Origin of the sequence: Serratia sp. CY47280 (assembly GCF_052168655.1) — a bacterium.
Taxonomy (GTDB): domain Bacteria; phylum Pseudomonadota; class Gammaproteobacteria; order Enterobacterales; family Enterobacteriaceae; genus Serratia; species Serratia bockelmannii.
The window spans coordinates 1,878,749-1,895,312 of record NZ_JBJNMG010000001.1 but is presented as its reverse complement, the minus strand read 5'-3'; the positions used below and the strand labels follow the sequence as shown (position 1 = coordinate 1,895,312).

Below are 16,564 nucleotides of genomic sequence, written 5' to 3'. Positions count from 1 at the left end.
TGCTCATTTCTTACAGCGCGCGGCGATGGCGCGGATATCCTGCGGCGTAGTGCGGCAACAGCCGCCGATCAATTGTGCGCCGAGCGCGCGCCACTCTGTCGCCTGATCGACCAGGCTGCCGTGCTCGCCGCCGCACGCGTGCCAGGTTTTGCTGATCGCATCGTAGTGCTCCCCGGAGTTGGGGTAGACCAGCAGCGGTTTGTCGGCCAGCGCGCCCAGTTGGCGCAGCGCCGGGGCGACCTTGTCCAGCGCGATGCAGTTGATGCCGATCGCCAGTACCTGCGGATTGCCGCGCAGCGCGGACAGGACCTCCGTCAGCGGCGTGCCGTCGCTGAGATGTTGGCTGTCGCGCAGGGTGAAGGCGAACCAGGCGCCGAGCGTCGGGAACTCCTGCAGCAGCGTCAGCAGCGCCTGCAGTTCGGTGAACGACGGCAGCGTTTCGCAGGCCAGCAGATCGACGCCGGCGGCGGCCAGGGCTGCGAGGCGCGGCCGGTGGAAGGCAATCATGTCATCCTGCGCCAGCCGGTAGTCGCCGCGGTATTCCGAGCCGTCGGCCAGATAGGCGCCGTACGGGCCCACCGAACCGGCGATCAGCAGCGGCGCCGCCTGCGGGTGCGCGGCCAGATAATCGCGGCGCGCGCGTTGCGCCAGCTGCACGCTTTTGGCGATCAACGCCAGCGATTGATCCTGATCCAGGCCGCGGCGCAAGAAGCCCTGCGGCGTGGCCTGATAGCTGGCGGTGATGGCGCACTGGGCGCCGGCGTTGAAATAATCGAGGTGTATCTGATAGATAAGCTCGGGATTTTCAATCAGCACCTTGGCCGACCACAGCGGATCGGTCAGATCGCAGCCGCGCGCTTCCAGCTCGGTGGCCAGCGCGCCGTCCAGGATCAGCGTGGGGTGTTCGGCCAGCAGGCGGGCGACAGGGTTGTTAACCGACATGTTGTTCTCCCAAAGCGTTTTTTTGCCCGGCGCGCCGGGTCAGGAAATAGGTGAGGTAGCACAGGGCGACGAACGGCAGCCCGCAGTAGAGCGCGATGCGCTGCTCCGGATCGAACGCCAGCCCGATGCAGGCCAGCAGGCACAGCGCAAAGCCGAGGATCGGCGTCAGCGGGTAGCCAGGCGCGCGGTATTTCAAGCCGCTTATCGGCTGGCCGCTGCGCAGGTAGGCGCGGCGGAAAGCATAGTGGGCCGCGCAGATGCTCAGCCACACCGCCACCACCGCAAAACCGGAGATCGCCGACAGGGCAACAAACACCGTGTCCGGTGCGATCACGCTGGTCAACAGCGCCAGCACGCCGCCGAGCATGCTGAAGGTCAGGGCGTTGATCGGAATGCCACGCGCATTGACGCGCGCAAAGTAGGCCGGCAGGGTGCGCTGGTGGGCCAGCGACCACAGCATGCGCCCCGAGGCGTACAGGCCGGAGTTGGCCGCCGACAGGATGGCGGTCAGGATCACGAAGTTGAAGATATCGGCCGCGTAAGGCACGCCGATGCGTTCAAACACCAACACGAACGGGCTTTTGACGATCCCCGCCTGATCCATCGGGATCAACGCCGCCAGCACGAAGACCGTGCCGATAAAGAACAGCATCAGGCGGATCACCGTGGTACGGATCGCCAGCGGTACGACTTTTTCCGGGTTCTCGGTTTCACCGGCGGCAATGCCGATCAGCTCCGTGCCGGAGAAAGCGAAGTTCACCGCCACCATGGTCATCAGTATCGGCAGCGTGCCGTGCGGCAGCCAGCCGGAAGCGGTCAGGTTATGCAGGAACGGCGCCGGCGTGCCGTCTTTCATCGGCAGAAGACCGAACATGGCGGCACCGCCCAGTATGATGAACGCCAGAATGGTCACCACTTTGATCAGCGAAAACCAGAATTCGCTTTCGGCGAAAAAGCGGGTGGTCACCACGTTAAGCAGGAAAATGGCCGCGCAGAAGATCAGGCACCACAGCCACACCGGCGACTGCGGGAACCAGTACTGCATGCAGAATCCGGCGGCGGTGAGGCTGGAGCCGAGCGCCACCGTCCAGGTGAGCCAATACAGCCAGGCGACGGCATAGCCGGTGGCCGGCCCCAGATAGCGCGAAGCATAGACGTGAAAGGCGCCGGTTTCCGGCATCGCCACCGACAGTTCGCCCAGGCACAGCATCACCAGATACACCACCAATGCGCCGATCAGGTAGGCCAGCAGCGTGCCGAGCGCGCCGGTGGTGGAGATGATGTAGCCGGTGTTGAAAAACAGCCCAGTGCCGATCACGCCGCCCAGCGACAGCATCACCAGGTGCCGGGCCTTCATGCTGCGTTTGAACTGTCCTGCGGCGGGTGCCGATGGTTGCATAATAATCTATCCGTATAGACGTCTAAATATCTGAATGGCTATTGGTTATACCCGCAATGCTTTTTCAACGCAATGCGCAGCCGGCGATCGCCGCGTAAAAAAATCGTTAAGCCAAATCTATATGCAAATGATAATTATTATCTATAATGTCGCCATTTTCGATAATGGGGCAACATGATGAGATATCTGATTTTATTGGCGGCGTTGGCGCTTGGCGCCTGCAGCCAAACGCCGGTTAAGACGCCGGCCAGCGACGTCGTGAGTCTGGGTAGCATCACCGATCTGCACAGCGGCGCGACCCTGACGCCGGAGCAGCTGTTGACGCGATTGGCGCAGCAGCCGCGGGTGATCCTGGGGGAGAAGCATGACAATCCTTACCACCATCAGATTGAGCAATGGCTGGTGCAGCAGCTGCCGCAACGGCGGCCGCAGGGCAGCGTGCTGATGGAGATGATCAACCCGAACCAGCAGGCGCAGGTCGACAAGGTCAAACAGTGGCTGCAGAGCGATCCCACGGTGCGTGACGGCCGCGTAGCGGAACTGATCGCCTGGCAGCCGGGCTGGAAGTGGGAGCTGTATGGCGGGGTGACGATGGCGGCGATGCGTGCGCCTTACCCGCTGTGGTCGGCCAACCTGGATCGCAGCGAGATTACGGCGTTCTATCAGCAGCCGCAGTTCCCGGCGGGGCAGCTATCGGCGCAGCCGGCGGTGCGCAAGGCGCTGGAAGAGACCATCCGCACTTCGCACGGCGGTAAGATTGAGGCCGACCAACTGCACGCGATGCTGGCGATCCAGCAGCAGCGCGATCGGCGCATGGCGGAACGTCTGCTGGCGGCACCGACGCCCGCGTTGTTGATCGCCGGTGGCTATCACGCCGCCAAATCGGTGGGCGTGCCGCTGCACGTGCGGGATCTGCAACCGGCGGCGGTGCCGACGGTGCTGATGCTGGCGGAACCGGGCGTACAGGTCGATGCGAACACCGCAGACTACCTGTGGATCACACCATCAGTGAAATGAATACGTTAAGAGAGTGAAAAGGGGTGTTAATTATAGTTGCAAATGATTATCATTAGTAAATGTGATCTGCAATCATTCGCAATTAAGCAAGCTAATGCCCCTATGTTAAGTCAGTCTTACTCCCTCCCGGCCTTTGAACTGCCGCAGCCGCGCTGGGCGCGCGGCCTGCTGCTCGCCCTGGCGGCGCACGCGGCGTTGGTGCTGCTGTTTTACTGGCCGCAGACGGCGCTGGAGCCGGTGGTGTTGCCGCCGCCGGCGGTGATGATGAGCTGGGCGGCGCAGATTGAAGCGCCGGAAAGCAAGCCGCTGCCGCTGGGCGTGCAGCAGGCGGAATCCGCCGCGGCGCAGCCCGCGGAGCAGCAGCAACAGCCGGATCTGCCCAAGCTGGCGCGCGCCGATAAAGCAAAAATCGTGACGGCGCAGAAGAAGCGCGCCGAACACCGTCCCCCGCAAAAAGCGCAGCCGAAGCCGCAGGAACAGGCCAAAGAGACGCGCAATGCCGCCGCGTCCAGCGCCGCCGCGCCGCAGGCGCAGACGATCTCCCACCAGACCGCCGCCCCGATCAACAGCGACGCCAACAGCAATGCGCAGGCCAAACTGTCGTGGGAGAGCCTGGTGAAAGGCAAACTGAACCGCATCAAGGATTACCCTTTGGATGCCCGCAGCCGGCGGCGCAGCGGCATGCCGCAGGTCAGTTTCAGCGTTGACGCGCAGGGACGGGTCTCGAACGTCATGCTGCAGGTGCGTTCCGGCACCGCGTCGCTAGATCGGGAAGCGGTGGCGGTGGTGTCGCGCGCCCAGCCGTTGCCGCCGCCGCCGCCGGAGATGCTGCAACAGGGGGCCGTCAAGGTGACGATGCCGATCGATTTCAATCTGGCGGAGCTGAATGCCCGCCGTTAATGCCCGCAGGCGCCGCATCGCCGTCGTGCGCCTCTTCAAACTTCGTGAGGGATTATGAATCCGCTGTTATTCACCCCGCGCCGTCGCATCGCGGCCGCGCTCTGGCTTTCTTTAGGCCTCGCCGGCGCCGCGCTGGCGCAACCGCAGCCGCCGTTGGCGGAGCGCGCGCCGAAAGCGCTGACGGCGCATGGCGAGACGCGCACCGACGATTACTACTGGCTGCGCGACGACAGCCGAAAAGAACCGAAGGTGCTGGACTACCTGAAGGCGGAGAACCGTTATACCGAGCAGATGATGGCGCCGTACCAGAAGCTGCGCGCCACGCTGTATAAGGAGATGCTGGGCCGCATGAACCCTGACGATCGTTCGGTGCCGTATCAGCTCAACGGCTATCGCTACCAGGAAAGCTACGCCGCCGGTAAAGATTTCGCACTGTATCAGCGCCAGGCGCTCACTGCCGACGCGCCGTGGCAAACCTTGCTGGACGCCAATCAGCGCGCGGCCGGCCACGCCTATTACCGCCTGGGGGCGATGGACGTCAGCCTGGACAACCGCCGCCTGGCGGTAGCCGAAGATCTGCAGGGCCGTCGCCAATACCGCATCTCCCTGCGCGAGATAGACAGTGAGCGTTGGTCGCCGGAAACGCTGGAAAACACCTCCGGCAATATGGTGTGGGCCAACGATAACCAAACCCTGTTCTACGTGCGCAACCACCCGCAAACGCTGTTGCCATACCAGGTTTATCGCCATCAGTACGGCACGCCGACAGCGGAAGATAAGCTGGTGTACCAGGAAAACGACCCGGCGTTCTACCTCAGCCTCGGCCGCTCGTCCTCGCGCGATTACCTGATTCTGACCATCAGCGGCAACACCACCTCTGAGGTGCGCCTGATCGACGCCAACCAGCCGCAGCGCGAGCCGCAGCTGTTCGCCGCCCGGCAGAACGGCCGCGAGTATTATCTCGATCACTACCGCGGCGAGTTCTACCTGCGCTCTAACCATCAGGACCCGAACTTCGGCCTGTACCACACGGCGGCGGCGGGTAAACCCTGGCAGACGCTGATCGCGCCGCAGGCGCAGCACGAGGTGGAGAGCTTCAGCCTGTTCCGCGACTGGCTGGTGGTGCAGGAGCGTGCCAACGGGCTGGTGCAGCTGCGGCAAATCAGCTGGGACGGCAAAACCGAGCGCGCCATCCCGTTCGACGACGCCAGCTACATGGCCTGGCTGGGCTATAACCCCGAGCCGGACAGCGATCGCTTGCGCTACGGCTATTCGGCGATGACCACGCCGACCCGCACCTATGAGTGGGATCTGAACAAGGGCGAGCGCACCTTGCTGAAGCAGCAGGAGGTGAAAGGCGTCGATCCGAGCTTGTATCACAGCGAGCGCATCTGGGTCACGGCGCGCGACGGCGTGAAGGTGCCGGTCTCGCTGGTGTACCGCACATCGCTGTTCAAAAACGGGCATAACCCGCTGCTGGTGTACGGCTATGGCGCTTACGGCATGAGCATGGATCCGGCGTTCAGCGCCAACCGCATCAGCCTGCTGGATCGCGGCTTCGTCTATGCGCTGATCCACGTGCGCGGCGGCGGCGAGCTGGGGCAGAGCTGGTACAAACAGGGCAAGCTGACGCACAAACCGAACAGTTTCAACGACTTCATCGATGCTACCCAGGCGCTGATCAAAGACGGCTACGGCCAACCGGGGCGCATCTACGCCATGGGCGGCAGCGCCGGCGGATTGCTGATGGGGGCGGTGATCAATCAGGCGCCGCAGCTGTACAACGCGGTGGTGGCGCAGGTGCCGTTCGTCGACGTGGTGACCACCATGCTGGACGACAGCATTCCGCTGACTACCGGCGAATACGAGGAGTGGGGCAACCCGCACCAGCCGGCCGCCTATGCGCTGATGAAGTCCTACAGCCCGTATGACAATGTGCGCAAACAGCGTTACCCGAACCTGCTGGTCACCAGCGGTTTATACGATTCGCAGGTGCAGTATTGGGAACCGGCCAAATGGGTGGCGAAGCTGCGGCGTTTCAAACAGGGCGATTCGCTGCTGCTGCTTTCCACCGACATGACCGCCGGCCACGGTGGCAAATCGGGCCGCCTGGCGCGGCTGGAAAACGGCGCGCTGGAGTACGCCTTTATTCTGGCGGCGGACCGGCAGGCGCAGAAATAACCTTCAGCGCCGCAGCACGCTGCGGCGCAATAAAACAATAACAACCTTTTACCGCGCTTTCGGCGGGCTTTTTGCTGGGCATTGTCGGCCATCAAACCTTATTGGCTATTTCTGGGGATATATGAAAATCAAAATGATAGCGAGCCTGATCGGCGCGGGACTGGCGCTGTACGGGCAGGCTGCGGCCGCGCAGGAACAGGCGGAAAATAATAAAGGCAGCGTGGCGTTCAGCCCGCTCAACGTCTCGGCCGCCGACAGCGGCAAAAGCAGCGAAAAAGAGGCGTTGGCCCGGCCGGGCGCGTTCAGCTCGCGCGACGAAAACAAGAATCTGGAGTCGGTGGACAGCATTCTGCGCAGCATGCCGGGCACCTATACCCAGATCGATCCCAGTCAGGGGGCCGTCAGCGTCAATATTCGCGGCCTGAGCGGTTTCGGCCGGGTCAATACCATGGTCGACGGCATTACCCAGAACTATTACGGTACTTCCACGTCTGGTGTGATGTCACATGGTTCGACCAATAACCAGGCGGGGGTCTTGATAGATCCCAATTTTATCGTCGGAGTGGACGTGGCGCGCGGTGAGAACAGTGGCGGCAGCGGCGTAAATGCGTTGGCAGGCAGTGCTAACTTCCGCACAATCGGTGTCGATGATGTGATCTTTTCTGGCAATCCTTTCGGGGTGAGAACCAAATTCTCGGTCGGCAGCAACGGCATTGGCCGCAGCGGCATGATCGCCGTCGCCGGTAAGGGGCAGGCGTTTACCGATACCGGCAGCATTGGCGCGATGGCCGCGGTCAGTGGGAGCTCCATTTACTCGAACTTCAACAATGGCGACGGTATCAGCAGCGAAGATTTTGGGTACGATGAATTTATGAAGCAAAATCCCAAGTCACAGCTGTTCAAACTGGATATCAAACCGAACGAGTTCAATAGCATTGAGTTTTCCGCCAGAAACTACCAAAACCGCTTTTCTCGGCGCGATATCGATAGCCATGACCTCTACCTCAAATATCACTATGCGCCGTTTTCGGAGCTGGTGGATTTAAACCTCACCGTCAGCACCAGTAAAGGCAATCAAAAATACGACGGCGGTTCGCTGTTCACCTTCTTTAACACCAACGCGGAAAACCGCTCCGATGCGCTGGATATCAATAACACCAGCCGATTCAGCCTGCTGGATACCGATGTAGCCTTCAGCTATGGCGGCAAACTGATGCGCAACCAATACCGCAAGCATGTAGAATCGGCTATAGAGAATTCGCAGACGGCGCAGGAAGCAATAGAAAATAATACCTTTGCGCCATCCGGCGAGCAGCGAATCGGCAGTTTATATACCGGCCTGCAGCTTAACCGGGATATCTATCAGCTCGATCTCAACCTGAACTACACCAGCAACAAGCTGACCGGTTACAAGCCTGAATGCGATTATCGCGTGGAGTGCTTCCCGCAAGGGGCCGCTAGCATCAATTTGAAAGAGCAAGGGTTCAATCCTTCGGTAATGCTATCGGCACAGGTGACGCCGTGGTTGCAGCCATTCGTCAGCTACAGCAAGTCGATGCGTGCGCCGAACATTCAAGAAGTGTTCTATTCCAACTCGGGTGGCGCATCGATGAACCCGTTCCTCAAAGGTGAACGAGCGGAAACCTGGCAGGCCGGCTTCAACGCCAACGGACACGATCTGCTGGTGAAGGAAGACTCTTTACGCCTCAAGGTCGTGGGCTATACCAGTAAAGTGCGCAATTACATCTTCAGTGAATCTTACATGGTGTGCCGCAATGGACGGAAATGCAGCTATCGCGAAAATCTGGAAAACGATTGGGCCGATGCGAGCGAAGATTACTCGGACAATATGTATATCTACGTCAACTCTCTGACGCCGGTGCGTATGCATGGTGTTGAGGTTGAAGCCAACTATGATGCCGGCCGAGCCTTCGCGCGCGTCTCTTTCAGCAAACAGCACACCGAGCAGCCGACCTCCATCGCTAGCACCTATTTCGGCGCCGGGGATATCAATGAACTGCCGGACATGTACTTTACGTTGGATACCGGGGTGCGTTTTCTTGATGAATCGCTAACCGTCGGCAGCATCGTGAAATATACGGGCAAGACGCGTCGCCTGTCGCCGGATTATGAGCAGAGTGAATCGACCGGTGAAATCCTCAAGCAGGAAATGCCGAATATTCCTACCGTTATCGACCTGTACAGCACTTATCAGATCAACCGCAACGTCATGCTGAAATTCAGCGTGCAAAACGTGATGAACAAGAGCTATTCCGAGGCGTTGAACAAACTGAATATGTTGCCGATCCAAGGGGATGACGCGACGGCCGCCAACACTGCCCGTGGACGCACCTATATCTTCGGCGGGGAGGTGCGCTTCTAAACCGCAGCGGAGAAGGGTGCAGTCATGAACTGCACCCCATAAGTTGGACGATGTGAGAGTCGTAATGGGGCCTTCGAACCTCAACTGGTGAAGAAGTACCAGATCACGCAGTCCGACGAGGTTGAGCAGAAGATTATTCGTCTCTTATGCTGAAGGTTAGGGCGTTGCTCGGAATGCCGCGCACGGTGGCGCGCGCAAAGTAGGCTGGCAGGTGGCGCTGGTGGACCAGCGGCTACAGCATGCGCCCAGAAGAATACTGGCCGGAGTTGGTCGCCGACAGGATGTTGGTCAGGATCACGAAGTTGAAGATATCGGCGGCGTAAGGCACGCCGATGTGTTCAAATACCTGCACGAAGACTGTAGAACAGCATCAGGCGGATCATCGTGGTGCGGCTCGCCAGCGCACGACTTTTTCCGGATTCTCGGTTTCACAGGCGACGATGCCGATCAGCTCCGTGCCGGAGAAGGCGAAGTTCACCGCCATCATGGTCATCAGGATAGGCAGCGTGCCGATGGTGGAAATGATGTGGCCGGTGTTGAAAAACAGTCCGATACTGATCATGTCGCCCAGCGACAGCATCGCCAGGTGCCGGGCCTTCATGCTGCGTTTGAATTGTTCAGCAGCGGGTGCCGATGGTTGCATAATAATCTAACCATATAGGCACCTAAATATCTGAATGGCTATTGGTTATACCCGCAATGCTTTTTCAATGGAATGCATAGCCGGCGGTGCTGATGCTGGCGGAGCTAGGCGTACAAGTCGATGCGAACACCGCAGACTACCTGCGGATCACACCATCAGTGAAATGAATACGTATGTAAAAATAAGTTATAAAATTAATTATAATAAAAACCCATCGGGGATTATAGAGCCCCGATGGGTTTCATTAATAAATTAAAATTGTTTTGGCAAACCAGAGTCAACCCTGAGCATTTGCCCTAAAGAGAAACTCTTTGCTTGAACCATATCTGTTCCTGTTCCATAGCATGTAATCGTCGCACTTCCTGGTGGGCCTAAAATCTCAGTGATTCTAGGACCCAACTTAGCCCATTTAACACGAATAACACAGGCCGAGGGGGCATTGGAAACCGTATCAAAGTTTACATTATATGTGATTTCGCCAGTGTGGCCACCTAGTTTCATCCAAGGCCCCCAAAACATTGGTGGTGCCCAGATAACGATTGAGCTCATAAATTCTCCTGTTTGACTTTTATCGATAGAATATAATTTTATGATTTAAAAAAATGTTATTTATTTCAATGGTTATGTTCTTCTTTCCAGTTGTCCTCATTTGATATTTCTATAATCTCAATATTTAATCCTTCTACAGCGGATGAAAAATAGCTTAGGGCTTGTTCTTTAGTTGCGATAACTTCTGAAACGCAACTGATGTCACTACCATTATTGTTTTTTAGGATAAACATAAAATAGTGTTTAGAAACCAATGTTTCATTGTTCATATAAACCTCTTATTTCCGAAATAGAACTGTAAAAGAAACTTCATTCAATGGCTGTGTATATAAACATGGTTATTTACACAGTGATTTGACTCTATCGGTTGGGCTTTGATGTGTCAATTGTTGAGAGCTATTCTCATTTGTGTGGTTGAGGAGACAAAACTTTCGGGTAATAAAGTGTCCTGATGGTGAGTCGTGGGCGTTACTGTGGGATGTAGGGAAAGAAGGCGAAATGGACCATTGCTATTTGAACGATGCGGTAACCTCATCCTTTGCCGTGAAATATGTTACGTTGGATTGCGTAGTATAAAGATTGAGGCGCAGTAAGTTTTAAAGTAAAGCGCCTATTCTTGGGGAGACTCTCATTGCGCCCGTTTCGCCTGCAGCAGCCATTTGTCCAGCTCGTTGGCGAACTGCTGGCGGTCGCGCTGGTTCAGGGCGTTCGGGCCGCCGGTCTGAATGCCGCTGGCGCGCAGGGTATCCATAAAATCGCGCATGTTGAGGCGCTCGCGAATGGTGTCCGGCGTATAGCGTTCGCCGCGCGGGTTCAGCGCCACCGCGCCTTTCTCTATCACCTCCGCCGCCAGCGGAATGTCGGCGGTGATCACCAGATCGCCCGCTTCGCAGCGGCGCACGATCTCGTTGTCGGCCACGTCGAAGCCGGCCGCCACCTGCAGCGAACGGATGTACTTCGACGGCGGCGTGCGCAGCGGTTGGTTCGCCACCAGCGTCACGGTGATGGCGGTACGATCGGCGGCGCGGAACAGTACCTCTTTGATTACGTTCGGACAGGCGTCTGCATCGACCCAAACCTGCATCATTTCGCCTCCTGCAGCCAGTCGCGCACCGGCAGGAAATCGCGCTCCAGCGCCGCTTCCGGGCTGTCGCCTTCCGGCTGGTAGTTATACTCCCAACGCACCAGCGGCGGCATCGACATCAGAATGGACTCAGTGCGCCCGCCGGTTTGCAGCCCGAACAGCGTGCCGCGATCCCACACCAGGTTGAACTCCACGTAGCGGCCGCGGCGGTACAGCTGGAACTGGCGCTCGCGCTCGCCCCAGGTCAAGGCCTTACGTTTTTCGACGATCGGCAGGTAGGCGTCGAGGAAGCCCTGGCCCACCGCGCGGGTGAAGGCGAAGCAGTGGTCGAAGTCCGGGGTGTTCAGATCGTCGTAGAACAGGCCGCCGATGCCGCGTGCTTCGTTGCGGTGCTTGATGAAGAAGTAATCGTCGCACCACTGTTTATATTTCGGGTAGACCTCGTCGCCGAACGGCGCGCACAGATCGGCCGCGGTGCGGTGCCAGTGCACGGCATCCTCTTCGAAGCCGTAGAACGGCGTCAGATCAAAGCCGCCGCCGAACCACCACACCGGCGCTTCGCCCGGTTTTTCGGCGATGAAGAAACGCACGTTGGCGTGGCTGGTGGGCACGTAAGGGCTGAGCGGATGGATAACCAATGAGACGCCCATCGCCTGGAAGCTGCGCCCGGCCAGTTCCGGACGGTGCGCGGTCGCCGAGGCCGGCAGGGTGGCGCCGGAGACGTGCGAGAAGTTAACCCCCGCCTGTTCGAACACCGCGCCGTTGGTCAGCACGCGGCTGCTGCCACCGCCGCCTTCTTCACGCGTCCATTGGTCTTCGGTGAACACGGCGCCGCCGTCGGCCTGGGCGAGCTGCGCGCAGATATGATCCTGCAGCGCCAGCAGGAAGGATTTTACTTCAGCGATGTTAGGTAAACTCATGCGGGGTCTTTATAGCGTCTGGCTGAACAAGGCGCTGAGTATACTCTTATTCGCCGCCCGCGGCATCAGCGGGGTTTGCGCTGGTGGGCGTCGAAGTAGTCGAAGAAGTTGACGATGCCGTCCGCGATGGCGCGGGCGATTTTCTCGCGAAACGCGGTGGTGCCCAGCAGCCGCTCTTCGTTCGGGTTGGTGATGAACGAGGTTTCCACCAGCACCGAGGGAATGGACGGGGATTTCAACACCGCGAACGCCGCCTGTTCGGTGCTGTCGCTGTGCAGATGGTGCACCGGGCGAATTTGGCCGAGCACGTGGCGGCCGAGCGTCAGGCTGTTGTTGATGGTGTCGGTTTGCACCAGATCGAACAGCACCTGCTGCAGGTAGTTGTCCTGATCCTTGTACTTGCCGCCCGCCACGTCGTCGGCGGCGTTTTCACGGTTGGACAGGTAGCGCGCCATGGCGCTGCTGGCGCCGCGGTTGGAGAGGGCGAACACCGAAGCGCCGGAGGCCGACGGGCTGGTAAAACCGTCGGCGTGAATCGAAATGAACAGATCGGCCTGGTGCTGGTGGGCGATCTCCACCCGCTGGAACAGCGGAATGAACTCGTCTTCTTCGCGCGTCAGGCGCGCCTCGACGTGGTCATGCTCATGCAGAAAACGGCGCACGTGGTTGGCGATTTCCAGCACGATGTGTTTTTCCTGCGAACCTTCGTGGCCGACCGCGCCCGAGTCAATGCCGCCGTGGCCAGGATCGATCATCACCCGCTTTTTGCCGCCGGCCGGTTTCGCCGCCGGTTTGCTGTGCTGATTGCGCAGCATGCCTTCCGCCTTGGCGCTGTGGCTTTTCACGCCGAACAGCGCGACCGCCAGGCCGGAAAGCAAAAGTTGGCGTCGCGTCGGGGAAACGGCAAGCGGCTTAAAATTGAGGAATTGTTTACCCTGCTTTTTCATTACGCAACGCTCCATCGACGTTTCTATTTTGCGACGTTATATCGTATTGATAATCATTAATCGACCCGATAACTATTTCCATTTATTACGCCTGTTACCGGCGATTTCCGGGTAAATAGCGCGGTAAATCGCAGTTTGATATTGCGTAAGTGAATAATCACGCGATAATCAGATAAACACCTTAATTAACAGCGGCCAACATCGATGGAAATTCGCGTATTTCGACAAGACGACTTTGAAGAAGTCATTACCCTGTGGGAGCGCTGCGATCTGCTGCGGCCCTGGAACGATCCGGAAATGGACATCGAGCGCAAGCTGAACCACGATCCTGAGCTGTTCCTGGTGGCGGAAGTCGGCGGCGAAGTGGTCGGCTCGGTGATGGGCGGCTATGACGGCCACCGCGGCTCGGCGTATTACCTCGGGGTGCACCCCGACTATCGCGGGCGTGGCATCGCCAATGCGTTGATCAATCGTCTGGAGAAGAAGCTGATCGCCCGCGGCTGCCCGAAGATCCAGATTATGGTGCGCGAAGACAACGACACGGTGGTCGAGATGTACGAGAAGCTCGGCTACGAGATCCAGGGCATCACCAGCCTGGGCAAGCGGCTGATCGAAGATCAGGAATATTGATCGCGCGTCGGGCGGCGGTGTTGCACCGCCCGACGCAGTGCATTACGGCAGCTTTTTGACGGTTTTCACGTCCACTTCGACGCTGTTCCAGTCTTTATCCACTTTGCCTTCCAACTGCACCTTGTCTTTTGGCGTAACGGTTTGGCCGTTCCAGCGTTTGCGGTCGATATCGACCGTCAGGGTGCCGGTGGCGTCGCGGAAAGTATAGGTTTCGTCGCCGATGCGCTGCTCGATGTTGCCCTGCAGCATCACCCAGGTGTCGTCGCTCAGCGATTTCACCTTGTCCACGGTGGTCAGCGCTGCGCTGGGGCCGGCGAAACCACCTTGTGCGGTGGTTTGCGTTTGGGCCTGCGGCGCGGCCGGATCGAGGAACCCGCCTTGTTGCGCCAGTACCGGTGCGCTGCACAGCGCGATCAGAGCGGCCAGAGTCAGTTTTTTCATGTTGCGCTTCCTTATTGTTATCGAAAATCACATCCCGCTGATATCGGGTTGCTTGCTTAGTGATAAGCATTAAAACACGCCGATCTTAAGAGCTTCTTAAGCCGACATATTGAAATTCCCATCGCCGGCGCCCATCTGTAGCCATAGTCTTTATTCTGTTGGCAAGGAACGATCGTTGAAGCCATTCTCACCCCGGTTTTCCCCGGACGATTACGACCAGCACGGCGCGCTGCGACTGCCGCTGGGATTTTGGGCCGTGCTGATTCTGCAGGCGCGCACCTGGCTGCTGTTCGTGATGGCCGGCGTTTCGCGTGAACAGGGCGAAAGCTTGCTGGCGCTGTTTTATCCGGATACCCAACGTTTTTGGTACGGCATGTTGCTCGGCTTGCCGGCAGCGCTGGCGTTTTTGCTGAGCGGCCGTCGCCATCAATGGCCGCGGCTGTGGCGCGGCTGGCGCTGGGGGCTGGTTATCTCCGTGCTGGCGTCGCTCTGCGGCGCGTTGTTCAGCCTGTGGCGCCAGGACGGCGATGCGCCGGGGCTGGAACTGACGCTGGCGCTGCTCGATGCGCTCGCGCTGAGCTATCTGCTGTTGAATGCGCGTCTGAAAGCCTGTTTCGCGCCGGCGGAGCACGCCGACTAATTGCCGAGAAGTGCGGCACTTTTCGCATTTTCCGCACTCCAAGCTGGCAACCGTTGGCGTAGTGCGGGCCGTTGTGAGAGGCTGGCACGCAGCAAAACGCCGAGTGCGGCAGGGGCGGGTTACCGCCCCGTGCCATTGATGTTTAAGGAGCTAGAGATGAATATTCGCCCCCTGCTGTTAGGGCTTCCGCTGTTATTGACCGGCTGTTCGAGCATGTCCAATTTCTCCTGGTCCAGCCTGTCGCCGTTCAACTGGTTCGGCAGCAGCCTGGAGGTCGGCGCCAAGGGCGTCGGCAAGCTCAACGCCGGCACGCCGATGTCGGAAAGCGCCATCAACGACGGGCTGGACGGCAACTACCGTCTGCGCGGCGGCATGGCGACCAACAACGGCCAGATCGTCTCTTACTACCAGGCGCTGTCCGGCGACGAGGTGAAGCTGGTGATCACCGGCGAACCGAAGGGGCGCCTGCAGCGGGTGGACGTGCTGGATCCGAAAGTGGCGACGGAGTGGGGCAACAAGCTCGGCACGCCGTTCGGCGACATGTACAGCAAGGCGTTCGGCTCCTGTAAACCGGGCAGCGGCGAAGACGCCGGTAAAGTGGAGTGCGTGGCGGAGCAGAGCAAGTACGTCACCTACATCTTCAGCGGCAAGTGGGCCGGGGCGCAGGATATCATTCCGCCGGACGACACCCTGAAAAGTTGGACGGTCAGCAAAATCATCTGGCACGCCAAGCCGCAGCAGTAATGCGTTCAACGGGCGCCGGTTCACGGCGCCTGCCTTTTCAAGCCATTACCCCTATTTTCTTTGCGCTGCTGCAAGGCAATCGCCCGTGCTTGCGGTATGATAGCGCGCGTTTGTAACAGGGAACCCGCGCGTCAACCGCCATACCTTACCTGTTGCCGGATTCTGGTATCGAGGATAACAACATGACACAGGTTCAGAGCGGCATTTTGCTGGAGCACTGCCGTTTCGCCATTTTTATGGAAGCCAGCGTACAGGGCGAATTCGCCGACTTGCGCCAGGGCTGCAAGCAGTTTTGTCAGACGCTGAGCGAGCTGCAGCAGCAGTTCCCCGATGCGCGCCTTGGCGCGGTGATCGCTTTCGGCTACGACGTTTGGCACGATCTCTCCAGCGGCCAGGGGGCGAAAGAGCTGAAGCCGTTCACGCCGCTCGGCAAAGGGCTGGCGCCGGCCACCCAACGCGATATGCTGATCCACATCCAGTCGCTGCGTCACGACGTCAACTTCACGCTGGCGCAGGCCGCGCTGGCAGCGTTCGGCAACGTCATCAAAATTGAAGAAGAAACCCACGGTTTCCGTTGGGTGGAAGAGCGCGATCTGAGCGGCTTCATCGACGGCACCGAAAACCCGCAGGGCGATCAGCGCCCGGCAGTGGCGACGATCGCCGAAGGCGAAGAGGACGCAGGCGGCAGCTACGTGCTGGTGCAACGTTACGAGCACAACCTGCGCCAGTGGCAGCGCTTTACCACCGAGCAGCAGGAGCAGATCATCGGCCGCACCAAGCACGACAGCGAAGAACTGCCTGCGGATCAGCGCCCGGATACCTCCCATGTCAGCCGCGTCGATCTGAAAGAGAATGGCAAGGGCCTGAAAATTCTGCGCCAGAGCTTGCCTTACGGCACCGCCAGCGGCAAGCACGGCCTGTTCTTCATTGCCTATTGCGCGCGCCTGCACAATATCGAGCAGCAGCTGCTAAGCATGTTCGGCGATCTGGACGGCAAACGCGACGCGATGCTGCGTTTCAGCCGTGCGGTCACCGGCAGCTACTACTTTGCGCCATCGCTGACGCGCCTGTTGTCACTTTGACGCCGTTGCCGAAGCCGGTGCGCCCGGCTTCGGCCCGTTTTTCCGTCCCGAAAACGCCTCGC

General features: G+C 59.2%; 16 protein-coding genes and 1 pseudogene. 8 read left to right on the top strand and 9 right to left on the bottom strand.

What is annotated here, in order from left to right:
• Nucleotides 1–3: 3 nt before the first annotated feature.
• Together mmuM and mmuP are read right to left on the bottom strand one after the other, a co-directional pair.
• The gene (gene mmuM, locus ACJ8J4_RS09200) at nt 4–942 is read right to left on the bottom strand and encodes a homocysteine S-methyltransferase (RefSeq protein ID WP_260516228.1); all 939 of its coding nucleotides are present in this window, start codon (nt 940–942) and stop codon (nt 4–6) included.
• Nucleotides 932–2,341, bottom strand: a complete 1,410-nt coding sequence (gene mmuP / locus ACJ8J4_RS09195) for an S-methylmethionine permease (RefSeq protein WP_025303799.1) — start codon at nt 2,339–2,341, stop codon at nt 932–934. The genes mmuM and mmuP overlap by 11 nt, the downstream gene beginning before the upstream one ends.
• 177 nt (nt 2,342–2,518) lie before the next feature.
• Between mmuP and ACJ8J4_RS09190 the strand changes: the two genes are divergently transcribed.
• The 4 genes from ACJ8J4_RS09190 to ACJ8J4_RS09175 all read left to right on the top strand — a co-directional run bounded on the left by ACJ8J4_RS09190 (nt 2,519) and on the right by ACJ8J4_RS09175 (nt 8,822).
• Nucleotides 2,519–3,358 (top strand): ChaN family lipoprotein, encoded by an 840-nt coding sequence (locus ACJ8J4_RS09190; RefSeq protein ID WP_025303798.1) that lies wholly within the window; start codon nt 2,519–2,521, stop codon nt 3,356–3,358.
• A 102-nt stretch (nt 3,359–3,460) separates the two neighbouring features.
• Entirely contained in the window at nt 3,461–4,258 is a 798-nt protein-coding gene (locus ACJ8J4_RS09185) for an energy transducer TonB family protein (protein ID WP_025303797.1), read from the top strand.
• A gap of 54 nt (nt 4,259–4,312) precedes the next feature.
• Nucleotides 4,313–6,439: a S9 family peptidase gene (locus ACJ8J4_RS09180; protein WP_197835679.1), complete on the top strand. Its 2,127-nt coding sequence runs from the start codon at nt 4,313–4,315 to the stop codon at nt 6,437–6,439.
• A 121-nt stretch (nt 6,440–6,560) separates the two neighbouring features.
• Nucleotides 6,561–8,822 carry a TonB-dependent receptor domain-containing protein gene (locus tag ACJ8J4_RS09175; protein ID WP_038629812.1) on the top strand — a complete coding sequence of 754 codons (2,262 nt, stop codon included), beginning with the start codon at nt 6,561–6,563 and terminating at the stop codon, nt 8,820–8,822.
• Nucleotides 8,823–9,054: 232 nt separating this feature from the next.
• On the opposite strand, the pseudogene ACJ8J4_RS09170 reads toward ACJ8J4_RS09175, so the two are convergent.
• The 6 genes and pseudogenes from ACJ8J4_RS09170 to amiA form a co-directional block, all read right to left on the bottom strand.
• Nucleotides 9,055–9,384 (bottom strand): annotated as a pseudogene (locus tag ACJ8J4_RS09170) (hypothetical protein).
• A 333-nt stretch (nt 9,385–9,717) separates the two neighbouring features.
• Nucleotides 9,718–10,014: a colicin Z C-terminal domain-related protein gene (locus ACJ8J4_RS09165; protein WP_072271551.1), complete on the bottom strand. Its 297-nt coding sequence runs from the start codon at nt 10,012–10,014 to the stop codon at nt 9,718–9,720.
• A gap of 65 nt (nt 10,015–10,079) precedes the next feature.
• Nucleotides 10,080–10,283 (bottom strand): hypothetical protein, encoded by a 204-nt coding sequence (locus tag ACJ8J4_RS09160; RefSeq protein WP_072271550.1) that lies wholly within the window; start codon nt 10,281–10,283, stop codon nt 10,080–10,082.
• A 359-nt stretch (nt 10,284–10,642) separates the two neighbouring features.
• Nucleotides 10,643–11,098 carry a YaiI/YqxD family protein gene (locus tag ACJ8J4_RS09155; protein WP_025303794.1) on the bottom strand — a complete coding sequence of 152 codons (456 nt, stop codon included), beginning with the start codon at nt 11,096–11,098 and terminating at the stop codon, nt 10,643–10,645.
• Nucleotides 11,098–12,018, bottom strand: coding sequence for an oxygen-dependent coproporphyrinogen oxidase (hemF, locus tag ACJ8J4_RS09150; RefSeq protein WP_264383676.1), 921 nt, complete (start codon nt 12,016–12,018; stop codon nt 11,098–11,100). Before hemF ends, ACJ8J4_RS09155 begins: the two co-directional genes overlap by 1 nt.
• Nucleotides 12,019–12,083: 65 nt before the next feature.
• Nucleotides 12,084–12,965, bottom strand: a complete 882-nt coding sequence (gene amiA / locus ACJ8J4_RS09145; RefSeq protein ID WP_043140361.1) for an N-acetylmuramoyl-L-alanine amidase AmiA — start codon at nt 12,963–12,965, stop codon at nt 12,084–12,086.
• 204 nt (nt 12,966–13,169) lie between these two features.
• Between amiA and ACJ8J4_RS09140 the strand changes: the two genes are divergently transcribed.
• Complete coding sequence (locus ACJ8J4_RS09140) at nt 13,170–13,595, top strand: GNAT family acetyltransferase (RefSeq protein WP_004936504.1); 426 nt, start codon at nt 13,170–13,172, stop codon at nt 13,593–13,595.
• Nucleotides 13,596–13,637: 42 nt separating this feature from the next.
• On the opposite strand, the gene ACJ8J4_RS09135 is transcribed toward ACJ8J4_RS09140, so the two are convergent.
• Nucleotides 13,638–14,036, bottom strand: a complete 399-nt coding sequence (locus ACJ8J4_RS09135) for a YgiW/YdeI family stress tolerance OB fold protein (RefSeq protein WP_043140358.1) — start codon at nt 14,034–14,036, stop codon at nt 13,638–13,640.
• Nucleotides 14,037–14,211: 175 nt separating this feature from the next.
• On the opposite strand from ACJ8J4_RS09135, the gene ACJ8J4_RS09130 reads away from it, so the two are divergent.
• The 3 genes from ACJ8J4_RS09130 to ACJ8J4_RS09120 all read left to right on the top strand — a co-directional run bounded on the left by ACJ8J4_RS09130 (nt 14,212) and on the right by ACJ8J4_RS09120 (nt 16,502).
• Entirely contained in the window at nt 14,212–14,676 is a 465-nt protein-coding gene (locus ACJ8J4_RS09130) for a DUF2919 domain-containing protein (RefSeq protein ID WP_025303790.1), read from the top strand.
• 156 nt (nt 14,677–14,832) lie between these two features.
• Nucleotides 14,833–15,420, top strand: a complete 588-nt coding sequence (locus ACJ8J4_RS09125) for an RpoE-regulated lipoprotein (RefSeq protein WP_004936494.1) — start codon at nt 14,833–14,835, stop codon at nt 15,418–15,420.
• A gap of 182 nt (nt 15,421–15,602) precedes the next feature.
• Entirely contained in the window at nt 15,603–16,502 is a 900-nt protein-coding gene (locus ACJ8J4_RS09120) for a Dyp-type peroxidase (RefSeq protein ID WP_004936493.1), read from the top strand.
• Nucleotides 16,503–16,564 lie beyond the last annotated feature (62 nt).

Bases quoted from the DNA above. Each gene is read 5' to 3' on its own strand.
- mmuM (WP_260516228.1), bottom strand. From the start codon at position 942: ATGTCGGTTAACAACCCTGTCGCCCGCCTGCTGGCCGAACACCCCACG.
- mmuP (WP_025303799.1), bottom strand. From the start codon at position 2,341: ATGCAACCATCGGCACCCGCCGCAGGACAGTTCAAACGCAGCATGAAG.
- ACJ8J4_RS09190 (WP_025303798.1), top strand. From the start codon at position 2,519: ATGAGATATCTGATTTTATTGGCGGCGTTGGCGCTTGGCGCCTGCAGC.
- ACJ8J4_RS09185 (WP_025303797.1), top strand. From the start codon at position 3,461: ATGTTAAGTCAGTCTTACTCCCTCCCGGCCTTTGAACTGCCGCAGCCG.
- ACJ8J4_RS09180 (WP_197835679.1), top strand. From the start codon at position 4,313: ATGAATCCGCTGTTATTCACCCCGCGCCGTCGCATCGCGGCCGCGCTC.
- ACJ8J4_RS09175 (WP_038629812.1), top strand. From the start codon at position 6,561: ATGAAAATCAAAATGATAGCGAGCCTGATCGGCGCGGGACTGGCGCTG.
- ACJ8J4_RS09165 (WP_072271551.1), bottom strand. From the start codon at position 10,014: ATGAGCTCAATCGTTATCTGGGCACCACCAATGTTTTGGGGGCCTTGG.
- ACJ8J4_RS09160 (WP_072271550.1), bottom strand. From the start codon at position 10,283: ATGAACAATGAAACATTGGTTTCTAAACACTATTTTATGTTTATCCTA.
- ACJ8J4_RS09155 (WP_025303794.1), bottom strand. From the start codon at position 11,098: ATGCAGGTTTGGGTCGATGCAGACGCCTGTCCGAACGTAATCAAAGAG.
- hemF (WP_264383676.1), bottom strand. From the start codon at position 12,018: ATGAGTTTACCTAACATCGCTGAAGTAAAATCCTTCCTGCTGGCGCTG.
- amiA (WP_043140361.1), bottom strand. From the start codon at position 12,965: ATGAAAAAGCAGGGTAAACAATTCCTCAATTTTAAGCCGCTTGCCGTT.
- ACJ8J4_RS09140 (WP_004936504.1), top strand. From the start codon at position 13,170: ATGGAAATTCGCGTATTTCGACAAGACGACTTTGAAGAAGTCATTACC.
- ACJ8J4_RS09135 (WP_043140358.1), bottom strand. From the start codon at position 14,036: ATGAAAAAACTGACTCTGGCCGCTCTGATCGCGCTGTGCAGCGCACCG.
- ACJ8J4_RS09125 (WP_004936494.1), top strand. From the start codon at position 14,833: ATGAATATTCGCCCCCTGCTGTTAGGGCTTCCGCTGTTATTGACCGGC.
- ACJ8J4_RS09120 (WP_004936493.1), top strand. From the start codon at position 15,603: ATGACACAGGTTCAGAGCGGCATTTTGCTGGAGCACTGCCGTTTCGCC.